This window comes from Enterobacter cloacae complex sp. IR5441, from assembly GCF_049238215.1.
Taxonomy (GTDB): Bacteria; Pseudomonadota; Gammaproteobacteria; order Enterobacterales; family Enterobacteriaceae; genus Enterobacter; species Enterobacter hormaechei_C.
This window is the reverse complement of the sequence record NZ_JBMKIA010000029.1, coordinates 22550-44547: the sequence shown is the minus strand read 5'-3', so window position 1 is coordinate 44547 and position 21998 is coordinate 22550. Positions and strand designations below refer to the sequence as shown.

At 50.6% G+C, this 21998-nt stretch carries 35 protein-coding genes and 1 pseudogene; 25 read left to right on the top strand and 11 right to left on the bottom strand.

The features are described 5' to 3' along the window. Window positions 1–120: 120 nt before the first annotated feature. Window positions 121–447, top strand: a pseudogene (locus ACOTX5_RS21515) (integrase); the annotation flags it as partial. Here the strand turns inward: ACOTX5_RS21515 and xis are convergent. From xis to ACOTX5_RS21470, 9 genes are all read right to left on the bottom strand, one after another. Further along, complete coding sequence (xis, locus tag ACOTX5_RS21510) at window positions 425–679, bottom strand: excisionase Xis (RefSeq protein ID WP_229692509.1); 255 nt, start codon at window positions 677–679, stop codon at window positions 425–427. The pseudogene ACOTX5_RS21515 and the gene xis sit on opposite strands and share 23 nt — an antisense overlap. 76 nt (window positions 680–755) lie before the next feature. Beyond that, a complete protein-coding gene (locus ACOTX5_RS21505) occupies window positions 756–998 on the bottom strand; it encodes a DUF4060 family protein (protein WP_017692869.1) in 243 nt (80 codons plus the stop codon). Further along, complete coding sequence (locus tag ACOTX5_RS21500) at window positions 985–1596, bottom strand: hypothetical protein (RefSeq protein WP_032635810.1); 612 nt, start codon at window positions 1594–1596, stop codon at window positions 985–987. The genes ACOTX5_RS21505 and ACOTX5_RS21500 overlap by 14 nt, the downstream gene beginning before the upstream one ends. A 34-nt stretch (window positions 1597–1630) precedes the next feature. Continuing rightward, window positions 1631–2716: a RecT family recombinase gene (locus ACOTX5_RS21495; RefSeq protein WP_022651666.1), complete on the bottom strand. Its 1086-nt coding sequence runs from the start codon at window positions 2714–2716 to the stop codon at window positions 1631–1633. A 9-nt stretch (window positions 2717–2725) separates the two neighbouring features. Then, window positions 2726–5932: a PD-(D/E)XK nuclease-like domain-containing protein gene (locus ACOTX5_RS21490; protein WP_234101261.1), complete on the bottom strand. Its 3207-nt coding sequence runs from the start codon at window positions 5930–5932 to the stop codon at window positions 2726–2728. A gap of 9 nt (window positions 5933–5941) precedes the next feature. Continuing rightward, a complete protein-coding gene (locus ACOTX5_RS21485; protein ID WP_234101259.1) occupies window positions 5942–6145 on the bottom strand; it encodes a RecE family exodeoxyribonuclease in 204 nt (67 codons plus the stop codon). A 139-nt stretch (window positions 6146–6284) separates the two neighbouring features. Continuing rightward, on the bottom strand, window positions 6285–6446 hold the full coding sequence (locus ACOTX5_RS21480; protein WP_006811603.1) for a YdaE family protein: 162 nt from the start codon (window positions 6444–6446) through the stop codon (window positions 6285–6287). 11 nt (window positions 6447–6457) lie between these two features. Next, window positions 6458–6664 carry a phage encoded cell division inhibitor protein gene (locus ACOTX5_RS21475; protein ID WP_032674134.1) on the bottom strand — a complete coding sequence of 69 codons (207 nt, stop codon included), beginning with the start codon at window positions 6662–6664 and terminating at the stop codon, window positions 6458–6460. A gap of 196 nt (window positions 6665–6860) precedes the next feature. Further along, the gene (locus tag ACOTX5_RS21470) at window positions 6861–7262 is read right to left on the bottom strand and encodes a helix-turn-helix domain-containing protein (protein WP_006811601.1); all 402 of its coding nucleotides are present in this window, start codon (window positions 7260–7262) and stop codon (window positions 6861–6863) included. 111 nt (window positions 7263–7373) lie between these two features. On the opposite strand from ACOTX5_RS21470, the gene ACOTX5_RS21465 reads away from it, so the two are divergent. The 10 genes from ACOTX5_RS21465 (at window position 7374) to ACOTX5_RS21420 (ending at window position 12188) form a co-directional block, all read left to right on the top strand. Beyond that, window positions 7374–7604, top strand: coding sequence for a helix-turn-helix domain-containing protein (locus ACOTX5_RS21465; protein ID WP_006811600.1), 231 nt, complete (start codon window positions 7374–7376; stop codon window positions 7602–7604). A gap of 2 nt (window positions 7605–7606) precedes the next feature. Continuing rightward, window positions 7607–8149 carry a toxin YdaT domain-containing protein gene (locus tag ACOTX5_RS21460; RefSeq protein WP_006811599.1) on the top strand — a complete coding sequence of 181 codons (543 nt, stop codon included), beginning with the start codon at window positions 7607–7609 and terminating at the stop codon, window positions 8147–8149. 15 nt (window positions 8150–8164) lie between these two features. After that, window positions 8165–8413: a hypothetical protein gene (locus ACOTX5_RS21455; protein ID WP_006811598.1), complete on the top strand. Its 249-nt coding sequence runs from the start codon at window positions 8165–8167 to the stop codon at window positions 8411–8413. A 72-nt stretch (window positions 8414–8485) separates the two neighbouring features. After that, a complete protein-coding gene (locus tag ACOTX5_RS21450; RefSeq protein WP_071850054.1) occupies window positions 8486–8680 on the top strand; it encodes a ClpX C4-type zinc finger protein in 195 nt (64 codons plus the stop codon). A 16-nt stretch (window positions 8681–8696) separates the two neighbouring features. After that, window positions 8697–9605 carry a hypothetical protein gene (locus ACOTX5_RS21445; RefSeq protein WP_080469333.1) on the top strand — a complete coding sequence of 303 codons (909 nt, stop codon included), beginning with the start codon at window positions 8697–8699 and terminating at the stop codon, window positions 9603–9605. Window positions 9606–9607: 2 nt separating this feature from the next. Then, window positions 9608–10360, top strand: coding sequence for an ATP-binding protein (locus ACOTX5_RS21440; RefSeq protein WP_006811596.1), 753 nt, complete (start codon window positions 9608–9610; stop codon window positions 10358–10360). A gap of 16 nt (window positions 10361–10376) precedes the next feature. Next, the gene (locus ACOTX5_RS21435) at window positions 10377–11063 is read left to right on the top strand and encodes a DUF1627 domain-containing protein (protein WP_006811595.1); all 687 of its coding nucleotides are present in this window, start codon (window positions 10377–10379) and stop codon (window positions 11061–11063) included. 3 nt (window positions 11064–11066) lie between these two features. Beyond that, window positions 11067–11327 carry a DUF977 family protein gene (locus tag ACOTX5_RS21430; RefSeq protein ID WP_006811594.1) on the top strand — a complete coding sequence of 87 codons (261 nt, stop codon included), beginning with the start codon at window positions 11067–11069 and terminating at the stop codon, window positions 11325–11327. Continuing rightward, window positions 11324–11743: a hypothetical protein gene (locus ACOTX5_RS21425; protein ID WP_023304246.1), complete on the top strand. Its 420-nt coding sequence runs from the start codon at window positions 11324–11326 to the stop codon at window positions 11741–11743. Before ACOTX5_RS21430 ends, ACOTX5_RS21425 begins: the two co-directional genes overlap by 4 nt. Window positions 11744–12062: 319 nt before the next feature. Beyond that, window positions 12063–12188, top strand: coding sequence for a hypothetical protein (locus ACOTX5_RS21420; protein WP_006811591.1), 126 nt, complete (start codon window positions 12063–12065; stop codon window positions 12186–12188). Window positions 12189–12320: 132 nt separating this feature from the next. Here the strand turns inward: ACOTX5_RS21420 and ACOTX5_RS21415 are convergent, their stop codons facing one another. Beyond that, the gene (locus tag ACOTX5_RS21415; protein ID WP_006811590.1) at window positions 12321–12701 is read right to left on the bottom strand and encodes a hypothetical protein; all 381 of its coding nucleotides are present in this window, start codon (window positions 12699–12701) and stop codon (window positions 12321–12323) included. Between the two features lie 449 nt (window positions 12702–13150). On the opposite strand from ACOTX5_RS21415, the gene ACOTX5_RS21410 reads away from it, so the two are divergent. The 8 genes from ACOTX5_RS21410 to ACOTX5_RS21375 all read left to right on the top strand — a co-directional run bounded on the left by ACOTX5_RS21410 (window position 13151) and on the right by ACOTX5_RS21375 (window position 16735). Continuing rightward, window positions 13151–13555, top strand: coding sequence for a hypothetical protein (locus tag ACOTX5_RS21410; protein WP_006811589.1), 405 nt, complete (start codon window positions 13151–13153; stop codon window positions 13553–13555). Window positions 13556–13711: 156 nt separating this feature from the next. After that, a complete protein-coding gene (locus tag ACOTX5_RS21405) occupies window positions 13712–13945 on the top strand; it encodes a DinI family protein (RefSeq protein ID WP_006811588.1) in 234 nt (77 codons plus the stop codon). A 404-nt stretch (window positions 13946–14349) separates the two neighbouring features. Next, window positions 14350–14949 (top strand): DUF1367 family protein, encoded by a 600-nt coding sequence (locus ACOTX5_RS21400; RefSeq protein WP_023314675.1) that lies wholly within the window; start codon window positions 14350–14352, stop codon window positions 14947–14949. Further along, complete coding sequence (locus ACOTX5_RS21395; protein WP_023314674.1) at window positions 14949–15155, top strand: hypothetical protein; 207 nt, start codon at window positions 14949–14951, stop codon at window positions 15153–15155. Before ACOTX5_RS21400 ends, ACOTX5_RS21395 begins: the two co-directional genes overlap by 1 nt. Before the next feature lie 2 nt (window positions 15156–15157). After that, complete coding sequence (locus tag ACOTX5_RS21390; protein WP_022651648.1) at window positions 15158–15439, top strand: DUF1364 family protein; 282 nt, start codon at window positions 15158–15160, stop codon at window positions 15437–15439. After that, entirely contained in the window at window positions 15436–15792 is a 357-nt protein-coding gene (locus ACOTX5_RS21385) for a RusA family crossover junction endodeoxyribonuclease (RefSeq protein WP_006811583.1), read from the top strand. Before ACOTX5_RS21390 ends, ACOTX5_RS21385 begins: the two co-directional genes overlap by 4 nt. Beyond that, a complete protein-coding gene (locus tag ACOTX5_RS21380) occupies window positions 15789–15926 on the top strand; it encodes a YlcG family protein (protein ID WP_006811582.1) in 138 nt (45 codons plus the stop codon). The genes ACOTX5_RS21385 and ACOTX5_RS21380 overlap by 4 nt, the downstream gene beginning before the upstream one ends. Further along, on the top strand, window positions 15923–16735 hold the full coding sequence (locus ACOTX5_RS21375) for an antitermination protein (protein WP_006811581.1): 813 nt from the start codon (window positions 15923–15925) through the stop codon (window positions 16733–16735). The genes ACOTX5_RS21380 and ACOTX5_RS21375 overlap by 4 nt, the downstream gene beginning before the upstream one ends. A 143-nt stretch (window positions 16736–16878) precedes the next feature. Here the strand turns inward: ACOTX5_RS21375 and ACOTX5_RS21370 are convergent, their stop codons facing one another. Continuing rightward, the gene (locus ACOTX5_RS21370) at window positions 16879–17250 is read right to left on the bottom strand and encodes a hypothetical protein (RefSeq protein WP_006811580.1); all 372 of its coding nucleotides are present in this window, start codon (window positions 17248–17250) and stop codon (window positions 16879–16881) included. A 506-nt stretch (window positions 17251–17756) separates the two neighbouring features. On the opposite strand from ACOTX5_RS21370, the gene ACOTX5_RS21365 reads away from it, so the two are divergent. From ACOTX5_RS21365 to ACOTX5_RS21340, 6 genes are all read left to right on the top strand, one after another. Then, the gene (locus tag ACOTX5_RS21365) at window positions 17757–18728 is read left to right on the top strand and encodes a P63C domain-containing protein (protein WP_006811579.1); all 972 of its coding nucleotides are present in this window, start codon (window positions 17757–17759) and stop codon (window positions 18726–18728) included. A gap of 178 nt (window positions 18729–18906) precedes the next feature. Then, the gene (locus ACOTX5_RS21360; RefSeq protein WP_006811578.1) at window positions 18907–19293 is read left to right on the top strand and encodes a phage holin family protein; all 387 of its coding nucleotides are present in this window, start codon (window positions 18907–18909) and stop codon (window positions 19291–19293) included. Beyond that, window positions 19280–19561 carry a phage holin family protein gene (locus ACOTX5_RS21355; RefSeq protein ID WP_022651286.1) on the top strand — a complete coding sequence of 94 codons (282 nt, stop codon included), beginning with the start codon at window positions 19280–19282 and terminating at the stop codon, window positions 19559–19561. The genes ACOTX5_RS21360 and ACOTX5_RS21355 overlap by 14 nt, the downstream gene beginning before the upstream one ends. After that, window positions 19561–20190: a glycoside hydrolase family 19 protein gene (locus tag ACOTX5_RS21350; protein ID WP_023304238.1), complete on the top strand. Its 630-nt coding sequence runs from the start codon at window positions 19561–19563 to the stop codon at window positions 20188–20190. The genes ACOTX5_RS21355 and ACOTX5_RS21350 overlap by 1 nt, the downstream gene beginning before the upstream one ends. 7 nt (window positions 20191–20197) lie before the next feature. Further along, complete coding sequence (locus tag ACOTX5_RS21345) at window positions 20198–20467, top strand: hypothetical protein (RefSeq protein ID WP_023314673.1); 270 nt, start codon at window positions 20198–20200, stop codon at window positions 20465–20467. A 1095-nt stretch (window positions 20468–21562) separates the two neighbouring features. Then, on the top strand, window positions 21563–21793 hold the full coding sequence (locus tag ACOTX5_RS21340) for a hypothetical protein (RefSeq protein WP_003859853.1): 231 nt from the start codon (window positions 21563–21565) through the stop codon (window positions 21791–21793). The last annotated feature ends 205 nt before the right edge of the window (window positions 21794–21998 follow it).

Genomic DNA, 21998 nt, shown 5'->3' with positions numbered 1-21998 from the left:
CAGCCCTCGCTTCTGAAAAGCCGTCAGGAAACGGTAAAATCCAACCAAGTGAGCAACTTCACTTGATCAAAGATCTAAGGCTAGAATGATGGAATTCCAACCTTAGTTTGCAAATAGCCAAAATATGAAGACAAGCCGATGAGTGAAGGCTTCCATATGAGCATCAGCAGTAACCTGGTTAAGTTCATGCTCAAGGCCTATAACGAGCAGGTCCCACACTTTACTATTCATGATCTGCGCAGGACTGCGCGAACGAATTTCTCAGAGCTAACCGAGCCGCATATCGCCGAAATAATGCTTGGCCACAAACTGCCTGGTGTGTGGTCAGTGTACGACAAGCACACCTATGTTGAGGAAATGAGAGTGGCATATGGTAAGTGGTGGGCCCGACTTATGAGCATCGTCGAGCCCGACATTCTGGAGTTCACGCCGCGTCAGGTCGGGTGAGACGGCCTTTATCATCACGGGTTAGGTTCAGGTGAGACATCGGCTTACGGGTTGATCGTGACATCTCTTTAATCTGCCAGGCGGTGACTTTGGTTCTGAGCCATTTATTGGGTCCACCCATGTAAGCGCAATCTGGCTCAGGGAAAGGGTTCTCGTTTGGGGCTCTTTTCCTGTAGCGTTCGAGCGTACGTGAGGAAATACACAGCTGCCCGCAGATGTCTTTAGTGCTCATCAGCTCAAATTTATTCGTTGCTTTGCTCATCTTCGTTCTCCAAGGGCCCCAACCGGGGCCGTTTGATAATTCTTTATCAGGACGCCTGGCCGGGAAGGGCACGCAAGCGGCGCATGCCTGTCATTGCCGTGGCCACATAGCTCGCCTTGCGGTTCACCACCTCCACCCAGACCTTCACGCCTTCAACCTTCACCGTATACGTCTCTTTCATCTTGCTGCGCCCATAGTCGCCGTATCTTTGCTGGTGGGCTGCCAGCGCGATGTCGCATGCCTGACGCGCTAACGGGGATTGCTGGTTACCTCGGTTAATCAGTCGCATGGCCATCTCCTTCGATACGCTTAAACTTGATCACATAGACCCATGGGTTAGCGCGCCAGCTGTCAGAACCGTAGATAGACCGCCATAACGCTGCGTAAGCCTCTTTAACGTCACGTGCCGAGGAGCCAGAAATTCCCTCCGAACGTGCGTCTTCCTCACTGATATCGTTCAGCTGCTCGACCCGTACATCGGTGATCTCCAGCAGAATACGGCTGGCCCAGCGCGGCATGTGGATGCTGGGTGTCCAGCGGACATCCTCTGCCGGCGGCACGTTCTCGTAATGAGTTGGAACATGCGCAGGGTAATTCGCGCGATAAAGTTTCAGATCCGGCGCGCTTGCTCCAGCCTCTGCCCACGTCTCCCGCACCCAGATGCGATCACCGACGACACCGAACGGGCAATGGATTGCGATATCTTCAATTTTCGGCAACAACAGTCCGTTAAGAGGCCTGCTTAACCACATACCGGATAAACTTCCGCTTAATGTTCCCTCTGGCTGCGGCTTGATGATCCGCCGCGTCTGCGTCTTCCGTCCATCGAGGATCGCCCGCACCATCTCACCGTTAAAAATCATTCCGCGTTCGATAATTTTCGTCATATCGTTACCGGGAGGGCGAACCCTCCCGCCTCCCTTAGGCCACATATTCCGGTTTCATATCATCGAGGGTGATGCGGTACTTATCGTGCAATTCATCACCCAAGTGCCGTTTAGCCGCCAAGAGCATCTTTTCAACTTCCTCGAAGCGTTCTCCCGCACCTTCCACTCCCGGTTTTGGAAGTGCTTTGATAGCTGTATCAACTTTGTTTTTCGCATTCACAAAGTGGTACCGGCGCGTAGCTTTGTTTTTCAGTTCGGTGTGCAATGCTGCACCCAGTACGGATTTAGAAGCATTGATGTCGTTTCCGACGGTAGTGGCATCGTCCAGAGTTTCAGCAGAATCAATCCGTTTACGGTATTCATCAGCCAAAGTGTCGATATTTACTGAGGACTGCTGCGCGTTCTGTGTGGTAGATAAGTTGTCATCAGTAATTTCAGTCAAACTTATGTGCTGCACAGGGGCAGGGTTTACCTCCCGTTCTTCACGCCGATCATCCAGCTCGTCCGGGGTATAAACGCCCAGAATCACATCCGGGCAGAACAGGCGGGCCCAGCGCTTCACTGCGAGATATGCAAGCTGCTGGCGCGGGTCGTCAGCCCAGAGCGTTGAGTTACGGGTGCGAGCCTGAGCCAGCAGTAAATCGAGTTCTCTCGGCTGATCTTCACCCTTCAGGGTTGCGCGGATAATAATGCCGATCCCGGCTTCGTCAGCCAGGGTCCAGCCAGGGACCCGGTACTCGCCTTTTTCGCCTTTACGAATATGGAATTTTCCAACAACTTTTTCCCATGGCCCGTACCACTCATATTCAAAGCGGCTGGCAAGCACGCCGCTACGCGAAATGACGGCATTGACCAACTGCGCTTCGTACCCGAGCACACCATTAATCAGGTGCGTCTTCTGTGCTACAGCAAAGGGATTCATCTGCCATTGTGCTGCCTGCATCGCTACGGCCATGCAATCGGCCTGATTGCCCTGAAGATGCTTAGGAACTGTCGCGGTGCCCTGAGCCATAATCTGCGCAAAAGTGCTGATGGCGTTAAGGTATTGGGAATCGAACAGTGCCACGTTGGAATTAATAACGGTGTTCTGATCAGCAACGGTAACGTTGGTATTTTGCATATATCCCCCTTATGCCTGAGTACGCAGCGCTTCGAGGCGGCGCAGGTCGAAGTCGTTCAGTTCGTCGGTGTAGTCGGCAGTGATTGGTGCTGGCCATTCACCTGTGTCGAATCCGGTTGCGATAGCGCGCATCGCTTTGCGGTACTCGAGCATGCCCAGCTCCAGCAGTTCAGCGGATGCCTCGATGATGGCGATCCAGTGGTAGTTCTCGTCTTTGTTGACGAAAATCCAGAAGAACTGGTCCAGCGCCGCGGTTTCGCAGTACATGGCTGCGCTCAGGTGATAGTCGCGGTCAATGATTTCCCGGTGCAGTCTGGCGCGCAGGCTTTCCTGCTTTACGTTCCACATGCTGATAGTTTTCAGGTCTGCGCCGATACGCACACCGTCCAGGTCGATCTCGAGGTCCGGGCGCACACGAACTTCCAGGCCCGTCTCCTCGTCAAAGCCGAAGTAACTCACCTCGACGGCACGGCTCGGGTGGGTCAGCAGCATGCTGGCGGTCGGGTGAGCCAGAAGCGCTTTTTGAATATTCAGTGCGGTGCCCAGCTGCTGGCGGGTAACCAGCACTTTCCCCTCCGGGTTATCGCGCCAGGCATCCAGCAGCTCGTCGGCAAACACGGCATCTGGTTTGACTGTCTTCACGGCCTGAATCAGATCGGCCTTAGTGCCAGATACTTTCAGCGGCTGTGGCTTCTGCGCTTCCTGCGCCACCATGTCAGGGTTGATGATCGCTAACTGCTCGAGCAGCGCGTCACGGCTGCCGCTAGTTTTAACCGGCGTCGGCAGGGTGGCGTTGTACTCTTTGATGCAGGCTTTCATTGCCGTTGCCGTCTGCTTCTGGTCTGCATCGATACGCTGGAAGTTAGCTGGCAGCGTCATATAGTTCTGCGCTGTTTCTTCCAGGCTAGCGCCCAGCGGCACCTGAGCGGGCAGCGTGGCGTTATGCTCTTCAAGAAATCTTTTGATATCGTCTGCGCTCAGCAGTACAGGCAGGCCGTTGTTGTACTCATCGATAAAGGTGCGCAGTGTCGCCGTGGTGGTGAATGCGCCTTCTGGGATAACCGGTTCAATGCTGAACTCCGCATCCAGCTGTTCAGGCTGCAACGCCAGCGCATGCACTAAGTTGCCCATGTCCAGAACAGCGGAGCGCTCTTTGACGATGGTTTTTTCAACGTGGCGCGCATTGAAGTACATCAGGCTGACGCGGGCGTCTTTTACCTGGGTTGAGCTGATGCCGTTGGCGGCGTGGTAAACCTCGTTCGGAAGACCTTCATAGCGGCCTGGCTCGAAATAAGCAGGATATTCAACAGATGGTTCTTCCTGATGCACTTCTGGTTCGTGTTGTGCCGATTCTGGTTCGCTTTGAGCAGGTTCTGGCTCTTCCTTGATGGCAGAATCTGTTTTTTGGTGATCACCGGCCTGTTCCTGATTCGCCAGGCTTGGCGCGGCAGCGGCCAGTATCTCTACCGGAGCTACGGTAACTGCTTGCGTATCAACTGCATCAGCGCCTTCGCCTGGTTGTACCGGATCAGTATTTTCGACTTTCTCTGGCTGAGTCGTTTCCATCTGCACATCGCTGGTGGTCTCCGCTGCGTTTTCCGTTTTTTCGGCTTCATTTGAGGCGTTTTGGTTGAGCAGGGCATCAATGGAAAATATGCCGTTGCCCATACTTGTGATTTTCGGTTGTCCTTTCGCTTCCTCGGCGCGGCGGCGCGCACCTTCTTCACGAATCCGTTGTAAATTCTCTTCGTGAGTAGTGGTGGCCACACGCTGGGTCATTTCCCATTTCGGATCTGTTGGGTCGCTAATACCCTCGACAAACTCACCACGTTCGGCTGCCAGCTGCTTGCCCACGTTTTCACGTGAAATACCTGGAGCGGCAGAAGGCAGCGGCATTAACTCTGTTGTCGAATTGAAATTTGTTGTCATCGTTCGATTAACAAATTCCAAGTGAGCAGCAGGCGTCTTGTGGATGTTCTCAGGAGCGATACGCACCAGGTTAAAAATTGCCGTCCGGTTAACCGCCAGAACGCCGGGCTGGTTGCGCAGAATGCTGCTCCATGATTTCCACGGCTCCTCTTTTTTAGCGACAATTTCCTTCGCGCGGCGCAGAACGCTGCCTGGTATTTCGTGTGGGTTGAAGTCCATCGGCAGCAGGGCGCAGGCGATCTCGAGATCGAGAGAGTCCAGCGTATGGTGTGCGCCTTCGCCGCGGTCAGTAACATGGCCGCCATCAGCGTTAGTGCCGGAATCAGTACGCTGCACGCTGCTGATGCGGTTTCCGGCAGCCCATTCGCGCGCCAGGATGCCACGGTCAATGTAATCAGTTTCAGTCCATATTTTGGTGAAACGAAGAACCAAAGCGAGTTCGTGACGCTTCTCCTGGCTGAACACCTTGCGAATGGCGTCGGTATAGCGCCAAAGGTCTTTGGTATCGTAACCCTTAACCTCTTCGCAGTTTTCTGCCGCCAGCAGCAGGTTCTGAACGTAGCTGTTGTCAGTGTCCATCTCGAGCGTGCTGATAGCTTCGTACTCCTCGCGGGTTACGTGGTGGCGCATTTCGTCGGTGGTGAACTGTGAAAGAAGTTGTTTGCGGAAGGGCATTCTGCACACTGGATAACGGGTGTTTTCATCGTCGTGCTCGCCGATCTGGATACCGTCATCAATAGCGATATGCTGATCAGTTTCAACCCCGGCGTCGCTGGTTCTTTCTGATTTGAGCAGAGTAAGCTTTCCGTTCTTCCACTCTCTCACTACCTCATTACGGTCACCGGCATCAACTCTCAACCAGTCGGCCATGAAAGCAGCAAGTAGCTTTACTTCGTGCTCTTCATCTGGCGCGAATACCTGCTTAATCGCCTGGACCAGTTTCCATTCAGCGCTCAGGCTGAGTTCGGCAACTTCAGGGGTGTCATTCTTCGCCAGGAGCAGATTCTGGAGATAGGTGTTGCCTTCATCCAGCGACATTTCGCTGGCAGCCAGCTGCTGCTCTTTACTGATATGCGTCTGATATTTGTCGCAGGTCAGGTGGAAGGCAAAACGGACTGCTGGAGTACGGTTTTCAAGCGTAACACTCTCGTCGATAGTTTCGACTTTAACGGTCGTTTCCGGAGCGGAAGTGTTGTCCACAGGGCTAGTCGACTCAGCAACAGCCTTTGGCAGCCAGGTGCGTCCATCGTCCTGGAGTGCGTAGCGCTCGCACCAGGTGTAATCCACAGTGCCTTCTTACGGAAGGTCGTTATATACGGGGAAATCGGTGCGGATCGGTTTGGCGTAGTCTTTACCGCGGCCAGTTTCTTCAATGCCTGCTTCTTCCAGTGCAACATCGAGTTGGAGATTGGCGCGGGCTGCACTTTTCGCAGTGAACCAAATAACCGCATCTTTCTTGCCAGATTTCTGACTGGCTTTGAGCAGATGGAAAAATTCCATGTCAGATCCTCATTTTTGGATGTAAGATCCCCGGGCCAGAAATAGCGCCCATTGGGGGTGTTTTTGGTTTGGTATAAATTCCGGTGTAACTTTGGTCGGTGTCACCGGACGTATAGGCCCGCTTCGGCGGGTTTTTACGTTATGCTTCGTGAGCCATCTGGTCGAACGAAGCGCAACGCACAGAACAGTAATCACGTTGTTCGCGTTTCAACTGCGAGCCGTGGATGAAGAGCAGTTTGTTTTTAACTTCCTTCCCTTGCTCGATCGGCTTGCGGCAGTACGCGCATTTCTTTTCCTGCATAACGCCCTCCGTTAATGGCTAAGGCCATTTCCAACGCCGTTTAAATAGACCTCAACCAGCAAATCTTTGGTGTAGGTGCGTTCGACGCCACGGTGAAGATACAGACGGCCTCGTGCATTAGCAGACGCGGTCCAGGTTGAATCTTTGTGTTTGACGAGCATGCCTGGCATAACTGCGCCGCGGTTGACCGTCTGGGTGCCATAGTGCTGATGAACCATGATGATTCCCTCTTGTTTGCCCTTGTCGCCAGGCTGGCGGAACATTTCTTAACCTGACAACGGTGCGCTTGTTGTCGATGAATTCAATGATGCAACATTAAGTTTCGCTTGTAAAGTGATGTGAAAGTATAAATTTCGTATCGAGGCAAAAAAAAGGCACCGTTCAGGTGCCATTCGATTTATCGTGATGAAAGATTTATTTGTGGTTGTTGTTTATCAGGTCGTAGACGTCGTTCTTGAGCAGCTCTAAATCATTCAAGACGCCTTTCGTATGAAGGATAAGACGTAGCTTCTCAGCTTCGGGAAGCTGATTGAAGAGAGAAAGCATCACTAATTCAGTTTCGTCCAGCTCCCTCTGAGAGCGTTCGGAGGAGTCAATTTCTTCTATGGGGAGAAAGAACCAGTGCTCGGGTTTACCCGTGGCAGCGGCTAACCGTTTTAGTCTTTCACCACTCGCAACGTTTTTCCCTTTGGCCCAATTTTGCACAGCCGTGTGAGAGAGCATGACTTTCTTGGCAAGATCGGATTTGTTCCAGCCGTTTTCTGTCATGACCTGTTGAATTCGCTTGGCAAACACTGGGTAGTTAATCTCATTCATACGCACATTTTACAACCTAAGGTTTCGCTCAGCACTAAAACAATATCTTTCGTTTGTTGAAACATAAACTTTCGTCATGTATGCTTCGATCCATCTACAAAAGGAGAGCACATGAACAAAGAAACTCAGCAAAAAATTAGTAACGCAGCTTCCCGGGCCTCTATTGGTAAGCATTTTGGTATCAGCGGTCAGGCTGTCGGGAAGTGGATTTATAAAAATGGAATTCCACAGAAACGCATCATCCCGTTATGCCAGCTCCTGGGCTGGGTGGTTACCCCTCATGAAATTGATCCCGAAGCATATCCAAATCCCACAGACGGGCTGCCAAAACAGGAGTCCTGAACATGCACGCCATTTCATATCAACAAAATACCGGATTAACTCCGGTTGCGATGATAAATCGCAATCAGCCAGGCGCGGCAGATAAGCACGAACAGATCCGCGATGCCGTTCGTGCCTGGGCCGCGTCACTGGATAACCAGGATGTCGTTGCCGGGATCATCGTTGAGGAGTGGGAACGACAGGGCGGCGCCGGGCTGGAATTTCCCGAAGACCTGAGCCGTAAGCGTCAGAAACTCTTCCGCTGGCTCGATGGTGATACGGAGTATGCGCGCAAAAACATCAGCCAGCTGTCGCCCGCGATCATCGCCGTTCTACCGCTTGAGTTCCGTGGCCGCCTGGTACCTCAGGACTGCTTTATGACGCGTTATGCAGCGATGGAGAAGGAGATCGGGGAAGCGAAACGCGCGGTGATTCTGAGGGCGCCGCAGCACCAGCTGGTGAAAGAGGTGAGGGAGGGCATTGAACACCTGCTGGCGCTTCTGCCTGGCGAGGCTGTTGTTCAGGTTCTGAGTGGTCTCGCAGTCATGGGCCCGGGCGTCATGTGAGGTGTGCAGTGAATCATGTCGAATTTATTGAAAAGCACGTTCGCGAAGAACTTATCCGGCAGGGCTTCACCGCAGCTGTCGCGCAGGGGGGGGGCATTCCAGGCCGTCGATATGTACAAGCGAATGTCTCAGGCAAGTCGTAAGGGGAGGATTTTCGATGATGTTTTGCGTCACGCGAAGTTATGGGCTGAAAAACAGACTGTGCCGGCAGACCGGTTTGAGTCGAAGCGCATCAAGCGCGGTAAGCAGCAGGGGCTGTTCTGAAAGAGGTGAAGGCCGGGCCGCGCCAACGGAACCGACCTTCGATGTAATTCAAGGCGAAATTACGAGGGGATTATGACAGAAAAAACAGCTAGTAAAAAAGAAATACGAGATTTTTACATGTGCTCATTCTGCGGAGTTAAAAGCACCGAGTTCAATGGCTCACTTATTGCTGGGCCTGGTGGATGCATCTGTCAGGACTGCGTTTTTTTGTGCGTCGAGGTGATCTTTAAGCACTCAGCAAAAACTGACGAACCGACAGCACTTTAAGCATTCAGAGGTTTTTATGCGTGATTACGGCAAGGTGCATACATCTTTTTGGATAAGCGATGGAATGCGGCGAGTTTCTGATGATGCTCGTCTGCTTGCGCTGTACCTGCTCACGGGACAACACACGAACATGATTGGGTGTTTCCGTCTGCCTGATGGATACGTTTCAGAAGACCTTAACTGGAGTTCCGAAAGGGTTTCGAAAGGGTTTGATGAACTATCCAAGAACGGTTTCGCAACGCGTGATATTACCACGAAATGGGTTCTGATCAGGAACTTCATGAGCTGGAACCCTGTTGAGAATCCCAATCAGGGTATAGCGGCCATGCGCTTATTTTCACAGGTGCCGGATAAGTCGTCCGTCAAGCCAGAGCTGGCGCGGATTATGAATGATGCGATAGCTCATTTCGGAGGCGCAAAACTAAAGGGTTCTGAAAGGGTTTTGGAACCGTTCCTTAACCAGGAACAGGAACAGGAACAGGAACAGGAACAGGAACAGGAACAGGAACAGGAAGAAGAAAACATTTTGGGGCATGGCTCCGCCACACCCCCAGGTAGTGATGACTCCTCCGATGGTGTGACCTCTCAGAAAAAAAATCCCTACCCTGACGACTTCGAACAGGCATGGGCGATTTATCCAAAGCGTTCAGGCGGCAACAGCAAGGCTGACGCCTGCAAAGCCTGGAAGGCCAGGGTTAAAACAGGTGCCACAGTTCAGGAGTTGCTTGACGGCACCCGGCGTTACGCTGAGTTCGTGAGGGCTACAGGGAAGCTGAATACGGAGTACGTGAAGCAGGCGGCAACGTTTTATGGCCCTTCGAAACACTATGAGGAAGCCTGGGAAGTGACGGCGCCATCAGGTATGCGCGATCTGAATGCCATTTCTCGTCCAGATAAATCCATCCCACCAGGGTTCAGGGGGTAGCGATGAAAAATATGATTGGTACTGGAAGCGCACTTGAGCGCCTGAAGAAAATTATCCCGGCCAGCGTTCAGCCAAAATTCACCAGCGTTGAAGAGTGGCAGGCGTGGCAGGAAACCGAAGGTCGTAAGCGGTCCGGAGAAATCGACAAGATGAACCAGCGCGCCCGCTCAGAAAAGATTTTTGGTCGTGCCGGCATCCAGGCACTGCATCGCAGTTGCTCGTTCGCCAATTACGAGGTGAAAGGGCCGGAGCAGCGCCAGGCATACAGCATGGCAAAAAGCTACGCGCAGAACTTCGGCGGCGGCAGCTTCGCAAGCTTTGTATTCAGTGGAGCGCCAGGAACCGGTAAGAACCACCTTGCCGCGGCAATTGGCAATCACCTGCTGGGTGCAGGCCACTCGGTTCTGGTAGTGACCATCCCCGACCTGATGCTCCGTGTTCGCGAGTGCTACGACGACGGGCAGTCCGAATCGTCCCTGCTAAACGACCTGTGTAACGTTGATCTCCTGGTGCTGGATGAGGTCGGTATTCAGCGCGGCTCCAGTGGCGAGAAGGTCATCATCAATCAAGTTATTGACCGTCGACTTTCCTCGATGCGTCCGGTCGGCATCCTGACCAATCTGAACCACGGCGAACTGGTGAACACCCTGGGCGCTCGCGTTATGGATCGTCTTCAGATGGATGGCGGTATCTGGGTGAATTTCGACTGGGAAAGTTATCGAAAAAACGTGTCGCATCTGCGTCCTGTTAAATAATTTCAGAGGAAAAACCATGGAAACCGTAATTCAAGCACTGGAAAAAATGGGCCGGGCGACATACCGCGAAGTTGCTGCACGTCTTGATATCGACCCGGTCGATGCGCTCACCATGTTACGTGAGCAGCGTGATCAGGGGTTATGCGATTTTGGAGACGGCGGCTGGTTCCTCGGTACCGTGAAAGGTCAGTCTCAGCAGTCAACGCCAAAGGCACCTGTTCATCCGGCGCCGCGTCTGAAAGGTGAGGAGCCGGAACCCGTTGATCCTGATGTCGTCCGACAGCAGCTGCGTGAGCAAGGGGCAATGACGACAGTTTCGCTGGCTGCGGCCGTCAATCGCAATGCCCGCGGAATGGTCTCTGTTCTTCGCGCGCTGGAGCGCCAGGGCGTTGTGGTGAAGAACGGGAAGGGCAAAGGCGTTACCTGGTCCCTTGCGGTTGTTACAGAACCCCTTAAGCAAGAACCGGTACCGGAGGCACCTGCCGCGCCGGAAGAAGCAAAACCAGTCGAACAGATCGTGAGTGAAATCCCCTCGTTCACCGAAGGGTGCGACGCAGTCGAAGCGGTACCAGCGGTGCGGGACATTTCTCGCGAAATCCGCCGCACCAGAAACAAGCTGGAGCAACTGACCAAACTGCGTGACGCGGTTCGTGTTATTGGTCGCCACAGAAATCTCGTGCAGCAGCTGACAGGGAGGGAATAACCGATGGCCAGAAAGAAAACCGACAGAGAACGCGCCCTGATCATCAACCGAATTATCGAACTGGTGAAGGAGCAGGGGCGCATCACCACGAATGACGTCGTTGCGATGTTCGGCCTTCACCGGACCACAGCGGATAAATATCTCCGCGTAGCGGTGGAGCAGGGTGGTCTAGTTCGCCACGGGCGCTGCGGTATCTTCCGTGACCTGCGGGCAACAATCGACTTTGACCTGAAACGTTTTTCACACAACAAGGCGGCGGCATGATTACCGAGAAAGACAACGTTTTTTATTGTGACTGCGGATTTTCTTTTGAGAGGGGGCGCAGCGGTGCGCATAGCTGTGAACTTGGTTTGCGTAAGAAACTTGCCGAGTCAGAAGCCAAGCTCGCTGCGCTGGCTGCGGAGAATGCGGGGCTGAAAAAAGTCCCGGCAACTGACAGCGAAACAATGCTGTTGGCTTTGGACGCATTCAACACGCACGGCTCCATGAGGCCTGATGTGGGCTTACAGCAGGCGATAAATGTCGTAATGCAACGTAGAGAAACCCCGGCCACCGATACTTTCCTAGCTGAAGTTCGGGCGCAAGCAGTGGAGATGTTCGCCAAAGAGATGCATGCAGATATCAGCGGTGATGATGCCCGCGAGTTCGCCGCCCAACTTCGCAAAGGAGCAGCATCATGAGCAATACCCTAAAAGAATAGCTCCTGAAGACCATTTCGGAGCTTGAAGAAGAGCGCGATGCAACGCCTGGCATCGTAAACGAAGATGCGGGCGCTTGCTGTGATGAAGTTAGCGCTGGAATCGCTCGAAGCGGGGACTGCCATTCTTTGCTGGCGTCGTGTGACCGTTGAGCCATACGGCCCTTAACCTTGGCATAACGGTAATTTTATCGGCTTCTCAAAACCCGTTGAGGGCATTGAGGACGAGTATTTACTCCGCCCCGCCAGCGCAGGTATCTGTTCCTGGTGAGCTGACACGCGAAGAGTACAAGTGTAGGTTCATGGAAGAGGACAACTTTGATGTCACTTTTCGTTGCGGCTGGAATGCCTGCCGCGCCGCCAATCTTCAGGGTAGCCAACCTGTAAGTAATAGTGATGAGTTGCCGCCGCAACAGCAGGTTGAATGATGGCTAAATCCCCAGCAGAGCACAGAAGTAATTCTCTATGGCCGGAGCGTAAAGGGTTTTATCCAGAAATGGCGGAATCAGTATTTTTCTGATATGGATTATGAGCTATTGTTTTAACAATAGCCCCCTCCTTTAACGTTTTTGTGAGTTAGCAGCACCTCTAACGGCACACATAAAATCACCAATACCAGCGCCGACGCTGTTCCCTTCGGCAACATAATCACCTTTGAAAGCTAACTTCCCATCCATATAGAAGAGTTTTATCTCTCCATATCCACTATCGCAGTCGGCATCTTTAATACTAACTTTGTAATACTCTACTTTTTTATTTTTTGTTTGATACATGAACAAGGCAGATGAATCACCTTTAACATTCCTGTATGTCCCTGCTTTTGCTGAAAAAACGCCATCATCAGCTGTGGTAACCTCAACCCAGTTACTTGTAGTTTCAGCAAAAGCGACACTCGCAACAAACAGAGCAGAAAAGCCCAGCGATGCGGTTTTCTTATCCATAATTAATATTCCATTTTTAATGTTTTGTTTGATTCTATCTTCGTCTCAAAAACCGTTCAACAAAACACCGCTTACCAACTTAAATGGGCACGGAGAGCCATTCAACCCCGTAGCCTTAGCAACGCAACGTGCGCGAGAATGCTTCGCTCGTGATTCGCTGTAAGAGAAGTTTCATTAGTGACGCAAAGCAAACCCGCTTCGGCGGGTTTTTTCTTTCTCATTAATCCGTTGCGGCAATGCTGTGCCTCCGCCATTCGCTGAGGCGCTGGTGAGGGCGAATCTTCCTGATCTTTGTGTGCCAAGAGAGTTGGCGGCCTGATGACAAGCGATATCGTATTGTGGTTAATATTGCTATCCTATCTGAGGAAAATCCTAATTATTAGGCTTCAGCTTTTTCTCGACACTCTGCTGAGGAATAATCTTGTCAGAAATATATCAAAGGACTAATCGTGAAAAAATTCCTTCTTCTGGGCATGGTGCTTCCAGTGTTATCAGGTTGCGTGATTAAAGAACAAACAAGATATGTAGAATCTCCAGTTGCTACCAATCTCAACAATCCGGCTGGTGCTGCCACAAAAAAATGCAGCATCACGAATTATAAAGAAGCAAAACTTGATAGCCAGTCTCCATCAGGGACTGTGATTATTGATTACGGTAATCGTTTCGATATTATGTTTGAAAATTTTGGAAACGGTGAGGTTTTCCATAGTCCTATACTGAATATTGCGAAAGAAAATATGATTATTGGCTATTCAGGGAGCATGATGTATAGCAAGGGAATAGGAAAGATGGCTGGGTTTTACGGAACCTATAATACAGAGTCAAAGTTCAACACCATATTCCAGTGCTATTAAGCAACGTATGTAAAAGCAACAAATAACCTGCCTTATTCGGCAGGTTTTTTTATGTCTAAAAGTTTATGTTTTTAACATTTTGTGCTCTTAACAGGTTGATCATTCTGAGTTTGCGGGTTACTGTATAAAAACACAGTATGTGCAAAGGAGGCCACCATGAAAGTTGAGTTAACCATTGATCGCACAAAGAAACTTCCTGATGGAGCAATGCCAGCGCTGGAAAAAGAACTGCTAAAACGGCTCCGGAATCAGTTCGAGGATTGCAGTCTGGTTGTTCGTCGTGCTGGTTCGGATGGGTTAAGCGTTTATGGTGGGGCAAAGGAAGCGAAGAAGACGGTTGAAGGTATCCTTCAGGAAACCTGGGAAAGTGCAGACGACTGGTTCTATTAAGGGTGTACTCAGGGGTAGCGCGCATTTTCAGAATACCGCAATTTGCGAATCCCTTTGATGCTGCTGCCGACAATTTCTAATCGCGTCTGTATGTCGCTCAGGGGGATTCCGTGGAGGGTGTAGTTCAGTCAGATCTGCGAGTGACCATAACCGATGGGAAAGGAAGGGAGTTGCTGTCCTTCAAGTTGGGGGCGGAAGAGCGCTATATAATTTCCACCAAAGATAGCTCCATAACTCACAGAAAACTAAGTAGGGATGATCGTTACTGGTCCAAAGAAACCATTATGGAAATTGTAAGGGAAATGGCTTCTAAAAATTGACTTGTCACTACGTACGCAATCATAATTCTTGAGCTGGCCTGAACAACCAGCAACCTGACCGCGATGCGCCACGGAGTGAACACCATGGCGCAGTTACAACTCATTAAGCAGTCCTCAGGGATCCTGATCCCGGCTACGCCGGAGACCAGCGATTTGCTGCAATCAAAAATCAAGCTCGGCGCCGTGCTGGTGGCCGACTTCAAACAGGTACGCAATCCTGCGTTTCATCGCCGCTTCTTCGCTCTGCTGAATCTGGGCTTCGAATACTGGGAGCCTACCGGCGGCGCAATCTCCTCCAACGAGCGCAAGCTGGTTACCGGCTACGCTAAATTCCTGGCTTCCTATGGCGGAAACGAAAGCGCACTGCTCGATGCCGCTGAGCACTATCTTGTGCAGGTTGCGAGCCGCCGCGTAACAAACGGGATCAGCCTCTGTAAATCTTTCGATGCATACCGCGCCTGGGTGACTATTCAGGCCGGGCATTACGACGCTATCAAACTTCCGGATGGCACACTTCAGAAGCACCCACGCAGTATTTCATTCGCCAACATGGACGAAATTGAGTTCCAGCAGCTGTACAAGGCCGCGCTCGATGTCCTCTGGCGTTGGATATTGTCAAAAGCGTTCAGAGACCAGGGCGAGGCGGAGAACGCCGCTGCGCAGCTCATGAGCTTCGCGGGGTGATGGGGATGAAGCATACCTGGTTTCATCATACCGATTGCACAACCCAGCAAGCCGAAGAACTCATGGCGGAATACCGGCGCCGCGGCGTAAAGGTAGAGCGCAGCCTGAACTCCGATTACATCACCTGGACCGTCAGCGCCCGGCTGCCTGAAGGCAATAAACCACCGCGTATAAATCGCCGGTGGCAAAACCGGATATGGGGGTGAGCATGGCTATTTATCGCAGCAAAAAATGGCTTGCCGCCGTTGGGCAGATCGAGCGTTGTGTTCTTTGTGGAGCATGGGGAACGCAGGTGGCACACCGGAACGAAGGGAAAGGCATGGGATTAAAAACCGATGACTGTGCGACAGCTGCGCTCTGCGTTTGCTGTCATGACAGCATTGATAACGGAAATAAGCTGAACAGGGAAGAGCGCCGGCAGCTTATGGACCGCGCGATTGTTCTGACAGTGATTGAAGTTGCCCGCCGCGGGCTGGTGGTGCCCGCATGAAAATTTACGAAATTACGCCGATTGGCAAACCACGAATGACCCAGCGAGACCGATGGCATAAACGCCCGGCAACGGCTGCTTACTGGGCATACAAAGAGCAGGTCCGGCTGCTGGGCATTAAATTGCCTGAAGCCGGATATCACGTCACTTTCGTTATCCCCATGCCAAAGAGCTGGAGCAAGGCAAAGCGGGAGCAATATGTCGGCCAGCCTCATCAACAAAAGCCGGACAAAGACAACTTGGAAAAAGCTTTGCTGGATGCAGTGTTTGACGAGGATAGCCATGTCTGGGACGGGCGGGTTACCAAAATCTGGGGAGAAACCGGGCAAATTATCATCGGGGAGGCCACATGAAGCCAGAAACGCTTGAGGTACTACGCGCGCGCTGGCAGCGCCTTCGCATTTACCGCTACCGGGGATCGGTGCTGGTGGATTACCGCATCTTCCGTAATTACATCAGAATTGAATCAAAGCAGAGGGGCACATGAAACTGGAAGCAGCACTTAAACATTTTAGTCCTCAGGGAATGCATATCAGCGAAGATGTAAAGGGAACCTCTCCGGATCGTCTCACCGGCACTGATGTTATGGCGGCCATTGGCACCACCAGCAGCCGTGCGCGCTTCGGCCTGGCTGCTTTCTTCGGCAAAGCCGGCATTAGCAAAACAGATGAACAACTCGCAGTTCAGGCGCTGGCGCAGTTTGCCATTAAAAACGCCCCTAAAAATGTCCGCAAAGCCGCTGGCGATAAGCTCGGAGCCTGCATGTTGACGCTGGCGCAGTTTGCTTTCGCGGAGTATTCCTGTTCGGCGGCTACCAGCGTGATGTGTCACAGCTGTTGTGGTACCGGCCGGACCACTAAAGAGCAGGTCACCCGCAAGGTTTCGTACCCTTGGGGTAAAGCGCCATACTGGGCCAGCCGCTCCCGTGCCGTTCGTCCGTCTGACTGGGAGCTGTGGACAGAGGTAACAGAGGTTGTACCGGCGGTCTGTGATGTTTGCGAAGGCAAGGGAACGATAAGCGCCCGTTGTCGTTGCGGCGGCATAGGTGAAGTGGTGGACCGTAAAGCAACGAAGGAACGTGGCGTACCAGTTTTCAAAACGTGTGAACGTTGCTCTGGTATTGGCTTCTCTGCTATCTCCTCGGCGACGGTATATCGCGTCATTCTGAAGCGACTCCCTGACCTTCATCAGTCATCATGGTCGCGTAACTGGAAACCACTCTTTGAAATGCTTGTGGACACGCTGCGCAAGTGGGAATGTCAAGCGGCTGTCGAATTCGAGAAGGCAACAACTTAATAATATGATCGAAGCAAATGACGACGCATTTTTGCATGTTAGGGTTGACTTTGCATAAAAATGTCCTGTATGATTTCCACAGTTGATTATTGCGACCAAATGAAATTAAACCCGCTTTAGTGCGGGTTTTTGTAGCTAATTCATTAATTTCCACAGACAAGATCAGCTATGTAAGCGGCTGCACTTGAGCCACCTTTAACATAATCATATTTTCCAGCAACTTTTCCGCTCATTTCATACATTGTTATTTCACCAAACTCATTTTTGCATGCTTTAGAAGGAATGGTGAAATGAGAGTAGAGAATTTTCGCACTGGAGTTCTTGGAAATTGGAACTTCTTGTATGATTATTGACCGAATACCTTTGTTTTCAGTCAATGAACGTTCCTTACCATAGAAGTTGAAATTGTTTGTATTTGTCAGAAAGATCCAGCCGTCAATTTTGTCAGCTGTGTATGCAGGAAGAGAAGAAATAGCTAATAAAAATGCTCCTGCTAACTTCAATTTTTTATGCATTAATGGTTTTCCTCGTTATCCATTTTTGACTGGTACGCTTAAAGATGACACATCATCATTTGGTGATCAGGTTATCGGCACCATTCGCAAGCTATTTAATTAAAATTTCTGGTCGTGATCCGGCGTGCCTTTGCCATATCCGCGTCATGAGTTACACGATGGGTCACAGAACCTTCCGAGTGTGAGCCATAGGAATATGGCAAAGCGATTTTTTACCGCGATGCTATAGTTAAAGTGGCATTCGATAATGCTCTCGATACTGAAAATACTGGGTGGGGAGACACCCGCTTCGCAGAGACAACTGCATGACCCATGACCAGCAACCCAATGCTGGTCTTTTTTTTCCACTGGTCAGTGCACGGAGCTTCTACCTCTGTGGTTCAAGGTTCGAATCCTCGATGGTGGACCATTAAGCACTACAACATTCGTTTACTGAAGGCTACCATCCGTCGGCCTTTTATATGCTCTTGACTATGCAAGCATGTTTTACAGAAAGGTGCTTGCATATGTCAGGCGACAAGAAAGATCCAAAGGGTAAAGCTAAGGGCGGGGTTGCCAGGGCGAAGTCTCTTACTAAAGAGCAGCGTTCTGACATTGCCAAAAAGGCTGCTGCTGCAAGGTGGAGGGATAAAATTCACAAAGCCACCCATATGGGTAATTTCAAAGATGAATTTGGAATAGATGCTGAGTGTTATGTCTTAAGTGATGAATCGAAAACCGCAGTAGTTACTAAGGCTGGACTTGCTCGACTTTTAGGTATCGGCAACTTCGCAAGGGATGTCGATAAACTACTAAGCGCTGGTTACATGAAGGAGTTTGGTGGTCCAAGTTTAAAAGCGAAAATTGAAAATCCTATTAATTTTCAATATAGTGGGCAGTCCAAAAACATCAATAACGCTCATGGGTTTGATATTGATGTGATCGTTGATATCGGAAAGGCGCTGATAGATGCAAAAAGTGCCGATGCTCTGCCACCGTCTAGAATCCCTGCTGCCGATACAGCTCAAAAACTAATAAATGCTTCCGCTAAATCAGGTATAAAAGGCGTAGCCTATGCATTGGCCGGTTATCGACCTGAAGTTCAAGAGGTAATCGATGCTTTTAAGGCATTTGTACGAGAGGAAGCCCGCCAATATGAGAAAGAGTTTCCCGACGAGTTGTATGAGGAATGGTATCGGTTATATGGACTTAATCGTCCGGAAAAAGGCAGGCCGATCCGCTTTGGACAGTTGACTAATATGCAAATTTACGTCCCACTGGCTAAGAGTAAGGGGAAGATATTAGAGCAAATTCGCGCCAGTAGGGATGAGAATGGAAAGCAATCAGATAAGTTACACCTCTTCCTTTCTGAAATTGGCGTCAAGGCCTTACGACAACACATCGGCAAACTTCTTGGCGTTGCAGCAATGAGCGACAACAAAGAGGAGTATGAGGCCGGCATTGAAAAAGTTTTTGGCCGTATCAAGCCAGAATTATAAACTTTCTGCCCGGCCACCGCGCCGGGTTTTTATTGTCTAAAGTCTTTCCCAATACTGCCGATAATCTTCGTTCTGAAATTGAAAAAAATAAATATCTGCATTCGTTGCCCGCTCCCGTGCGGGCTTTTTTTATTCCCCTCATTACTGAGAGGATACACAGCTATATGAGGGGAGACCTATGTCCGATCCATTTTCCGGCACAGGGCTGGCCGGTTTAGCTTTGACTGGAGCCAGTGTTTACGGTCTATTGACCGGAACTGATTACGGTGTTGTTTTTGGAGCATTTGCAGGCGCAGTATTCTACATAGCGACAGCGGCTGACCTGAGTGTGTTACGTCGCCTGGCATACTTCTTCGTGTCGTATATCGTCGGCATTCTTTGTTCGGGGTTGTTGGGGGCAAAACTCACATCCTGGACGGGGTACACCGAGAAGCCTCTGGATGCTATTGGTGCCGTAATAGCTTCTGCGTTAGCCGTTCAAATCCTTACGTTCCTGAACAAGCAGGACATCGGCTCGCTGGTGGCGCTGATAACGCGCCGGGGAGGTTCAGGTGGTACTAAATGACCCAACAGCAACTATCAACGCGCTGCTCTGCGCCGGAGTTGTAATTACTCTGATGTTTTACCGCCGTGGTGATTCGCGGCATCGGCCATGGATTTCGCGTTTAGCCTGGCTGATTACCGTCACTTACAGCGCTGTACCGCTGGCGTACCTGTGTGGGATCTACCCGCATTCATCATGGGCCACCATTGCGGCCAATATCATATTCCTTTCCGTGCTGGTGGCCGTCAAAGGCAACGTTGCACGTCTGGTTGATCATCTGAGGCACTAATGAACCAATCACAATTTCAGAAGGCGGCTGGTATCAGCGCCGGATTAGCTGCGCGCTGGTTTCCGCATATCGACGCCGCCATGAAGGAATACGGCATCACCGCACCGCTTGATCAGGCCATGTTTATTGCCCAGATGGGGCATGAAAGCACCAGATTTACCCGACTGGTGGAGAACCTGAATTACGCGGTTGAAAACCTGGTACCGACGTTCGGCAGCCACCGCATCACTCAACAGCAATCCGCCGCACTTGGCAGAACGGCAACGCAACCGGCAAACCAGAAAGCGATCGCCAATCTGGTATACGGTGGTGAGTGGGGAAAAGAACACCTTGGCAATCAGGTCGCTGGTGATGGCTGGAAATATCGCGGTCGTGGGCTGAAACAGATTACCGGCCTGAGCAACTATCGCAGTTGTGGCCAGGCGTTGAAACTGGACCTTGTTACTCATCCGGAGCTGCTTGAAAAGGATGAATACGCCGCGCGCTCTGCCGCATGGTTCTATGCCTCCCGCGGTTGCCTTCTTCATTCCGGCGACATTGAGCGCGTGACACTGTTAATCAATGGCGGCCGCAACGGGCTGGATAAACGCCGTGCGCTGTTTAATCTGGCGAAATCAGTTTTGGTGTGAGGTGAGAGTGGGTATCGAAACGATAATCGGGCTGGCCGCACTGGTGATTTCCGCCATTGCAGGCGCTTTTGGCCTGGGCCATATTCGCGGCACCAGCAAAGCTGAAGCGAAAGCCGACCAGCAGCGCACCAAAGATAACGCAGCGGCAACGGTCGCAGCAGCCGAACGCCGGGTAGAAGCAACGAAAGAGGCCAGCAATGTACAGCAGACTGTTAACCATATGTCTGACGACGATGTTGATCGCGAGCTGCGGGACAACTGGACCCGTAAGGGTTGAGGTAGCCGATACGTCTTGCGACTGGGTTAAACCCATCTACTGCACAGCGCACGACTGGGATGTACTGGACAGGCAGACGAAGCGCGACATCCTGGCGCATAACAAAGCGTGGCAGGCGAACTGCAAGTAGGCCTTAATTGAAAGATAACTAAATAAATTTTCCAAATGGTCGTTATATAGAGAGTGTGTTTAATTAAGGGGGCAAACAATGCCTTTTCTCATGGTGTTCTTTGTTGTCATTATGGTGTTACTCCTCTGGAAGGCAGGAATACCCCAGGCTATCATTATGTTAATCATACCCATCATGTTTAGTACTTTGGGAGGTATGGTTGCCGCCGTGGGAGTAAGCGCGTTCGCTACACCTATTGTTGGAGTGCCTGTTGGAATCGTTGTATTTTTAATGTTGATGGGTAAGTTTTTATCCAGAAGGTAACCTAAATCCAATACTGAGGACAGGCATGTCACATGAATAGCTATGGCTTTCTTATGCGCATTCTTCATCTATTACAAAGCTCATCTGCTGGTTGCTAATGATGATAAAATGCAGAGTCCCATGGATTTTGGGGTAGGAAAAGCCTGGATATGATGCTAGAAATCATAACATTAAAAAGACCGTGAGATGCAGTATGAAAATCTTAGGATTGGATGAGTACAGAACCCTTCGTGAGGGAGGGACAATGAAGTATTTTGAACTGGAACGCATGCCTAACAGCACTTGGGTTGCCATTTTCGAAAGTTTGTTTGCCGAAAAGGATGAAAAGGCGTGGGTAGAGGGTTACTGCATTGTGACGAACTGCTCAAACAGTGAAGTATCCACCCGGTTCATATACTTGAAAGAAAAGTGCGAAGAAGCGAACTCTATATACAGGGTTAAGCATTCTGCACTATAACTAATTAAATAAACTTAAACTCCTGGTGATTTGTTTGCTGCCATTTTCACTTCTTTCAGAATTGAATTCAGGTGTATGAGTTAAAAAAGACTTTTGGGATATTAAAGGTAACGTAAATCACAGGCAAAAGATTCGTCAATGTGATTGAGTGTTCATGGGACTAACAATCTTCTCTTGTAAGGAATTATGTGTAGAAGGAGATTTTATGGCACAGCTATTGATTTTTGCTGATGATGAGCCTGCTAAGTTGCTGAAAATTCGAAGTTATCGGAGCAAGATTCTTTATCTGTATGCTAATGATGAGGTGAGGTGTTTGGATGTGGTGATTTTTTTTTCAACTTTTCTGAAAGGCGAAAGTGGAGCCATATTGGTGGCAGCCGACAGATACGTGAGCAGGAAAGAAATTATCGAGGCTTATGATGCTCTGATTGGTTGAAAGCAGCGAGACTGGCGCGTAGCAGTAGGATGGGTCATGCTTGGTTCTATACGTCAGTAGAGTGATACAGGAGTTCATATCGGCCAGACGAAGCGTGATGCTACTTTAATCCAGCGGGTGAGCGCTTAATATTGTTTGTCCCAACGGTTCGAACCCATTTCTGATTACCACATTCAAGCCACTGGCACTCGCTGGTGGCTTTTTT

Excerpts from the sequence above, each read along its gene's own strand:
- xis (WP_229692509.1), bottom strand. The coding sequence starts at position 679 with ATGAGCACTAAAGACATCTGCGGGCAGCTGTGTATTTCCTCACGTACG.
- ACOTX5_RS21505 (WP_017692869.1), bottom strand. The coding sequence starts at position 998 with ATGCGACTGATTAACCGAGGTAACCAGCAATCCCCGTTAGCGCGTCAG.
- ACOTX5_RS21500 (WP_032635810.1), bottom strand. The coding sequence starts at position 1,596 with ATGACGAAAATTATCGAACGCGGAATGATTTTTAACGGTGAGATGGTG.
- ACOTX5_RS21495 (WP_022651666.1), bottom strand. The coding sequence starts at position 2,716 with ATGCAAAATACCAACGTTACCGTTGCTGATCAGAACACCGTTATTAAT.
- ACOTX5_RS21485 (WP_234101259.1), bottom strand. The coding sequence starts at position 6,145 with ATGGAATTTTTCCATCTGCTCAAAGCCAGTCAGAAATCTGGCAAGAAA.
- ACOTX5_RS21480 (WP_006811603.1), bottom strand. The coding sequence starts at position 6,446 with ATGCAGGAAAAGAAATGCGCGTACTGCCGCAAGCCGATCGAGCAAGGG.
- ACOTX5_RS21475 (WP_032674134.1), bottom strand. The coding sequence starts at position 6,664 with ATGGTTCATCAGCACTATGGCACCCAGACGGTCAACCGCGGCGCAGTT.
- ACOTX5_RS21470 (WP_006811601.1), bottom strand. The coding sequence starts at position 7,262 with ATGAATGAGATTAACTACCCAGTGTTTGCCAAGCGAATTCAACAGGTC.
- ACOTX5_RS21465 (WP_006811600.1), top strand. The coding sequence starts at position 7,374 with ATGAACAAAGAAACTCAGCAAAAAATTAGTAACGCAGCTTCCCGGGCC.
- ACOTX5_RS21460 (WP_006811599.1), top strand. The coding sequence starts at position 7,607 with ATGCACGCCATTTCATATCAACAAAATACCGGATTAACTCCGGTTGCG.
- ACOTX5_RS21455 (WP_006811598.1), top strand. The coding sequence starts at position 8,165 with ATGTCGAATTTATTGAAAAGCACGTTCGCGAAGAACTTATCCGGCAGG.
- ACOTX5_RS21450 (WP_071850054.1), top strand. The coding sequence starts at position 8,486 with ATGACAGAAAAAACAGCTAGTAAAAAAGAAATACGAGATTTTTACATG.
- ACOTX5_RS21445 (WP_080469333.1), top strand. The coding sequence starts at position 8,697 with ATGCGTGATTACGGCAAGGTGCATACATCTTTTTGGATAAGCGATGGA.
- ACOTX5_RS21440 (WP_006811596.1), top strand. The coding sequence starts at position 9,608 with ATGAAAAATATGATTGGTACTGGAAGCGCACTTGAGCGCCTGAAGAAA.
- ACOTX5_RS21435 (WP_006811595.1), top strand. The coding sequence starts at position 10,377 with ATGGAAACCGTAATTCAAGCACTGGAAAAAATGGGCCGGGCGACATAC.
- ACOTX5_RS21430 (WP_006811594.1), top strand. The coding sequence starts at position 11,067 with ATGGCCAGAAAGAAAACCGACAGAGAACGCGCCCTGATCATCAACCGA.
- ACOTX5_RS21425 (WP_023304246.1), top strand. The coding sequence starts at position 11,324 with ATGATTACCGAGAAAGACAACGTTTTTTATTGTGACTGCGGATTTTCT.
- ACOTX5_RS21420 (WP_006811591.1), top strand. The coding sequence starts at position 12,063 with ATGGAAGAGGACAACTTTGATGTCACTTTTCGTTGCGGCTGGAATGCC.
- ACOTX5_RS21415 (WP_006811590.1), bottom strand. The coding sequence starts at position 12,701 with ATGGATAAGAAAACCGCATCGCTGGGCTTTTCTGCTCTGTTTGTTGCG.
- ACOTX5_RS21405 (WP_006811588.1), top strand. The coding sequence starts at position 13,712 with ATGAAAGTTGAGTTAACCATTGATCGCACAAAGAAACTTCCTGATGGA.
- ACOTX5_RS21400 (WP_023314675.1), top strand. The coding sequence starts at position 14,350 with ATGGCGCAGTTACAACTCATTAAGCAGTCCTCAGGGATCCTGATCCCG.
- ACOTX5_RS21395 (WP_023314674.1), top strand. The coding sequence starts at position 14,949 with ATGGGGATGAAGCATACCTGGTTTCATCATACCGATTGCACAACCCAG.
- ACOTX5_RS21390 (WP_022651648.1), top strand. The coding sequence starts at position 15,158 with ATGGCTATTTATCGCAGCAAAAAATGGCTTGCCGCCGTTGGGCAGATC.
- ACOTX5_RS21385 (WP_006811583.1), top strand. The coding sequence starts at position 15,436 with ATGAAAATTTACGAAATTACGCCGATTGGCAAACCACGAATGACCCAG.
- ACOTX5_RS21380 (WP_006811582.1), top strand. The coding sequence starts at position 15,789 with ATGAAGCCAGAAACGCTTGAGGTACTACGCGCGCGCTGGCAGCGCCTT.
- ACOTX5_RS21375 (WP_006811581.1), top strand. The coding sequence starts at position 15,923 with ATGAAACTGGAAGCAGCACTTAAACATTTTAGTCCTCAGGGAATGCAT.
- ACOTX5_RS21370 (WP_006811580.1), bottom strand. The coding sequence starts at position 17,250 with ATGCATAAAAAATTGAAGTTAGCAGGAGCATTTTTATTAGCTATTTCT.
- ACOTX5_RS21365 (WP_006811579.1), top strand. The coding sequence starts at position 17,757 with ATGTCAGGCGACAAGAAAGATCCAAAGGGTAAAGCTAAGGGCGGGGTT.
- ACOTX5_RS21360 (WP_006811578.1), top strand. The coding sequence starts at position 18,907 with ATGTCCGATCCATTTTCCGGCACAGGGCTGGCCGGTTTAGCTTTGACT.
- ACOTX5_RS21350 (WP_023304238.1), top strand. The coding sequence starts at position 19,561 with ATGAACCAATCACAATTTCAGAAGGCGGCTGGTATCAGCGCCGGATTA.
- ACOTX5_RS21340 (WP_003859853.1), top strand. The coding sequence starts at position 21,563 with ATGGCACAGCTATTGATTTTTGCTGATGATGAGCCTGCTAAGTTGCTG.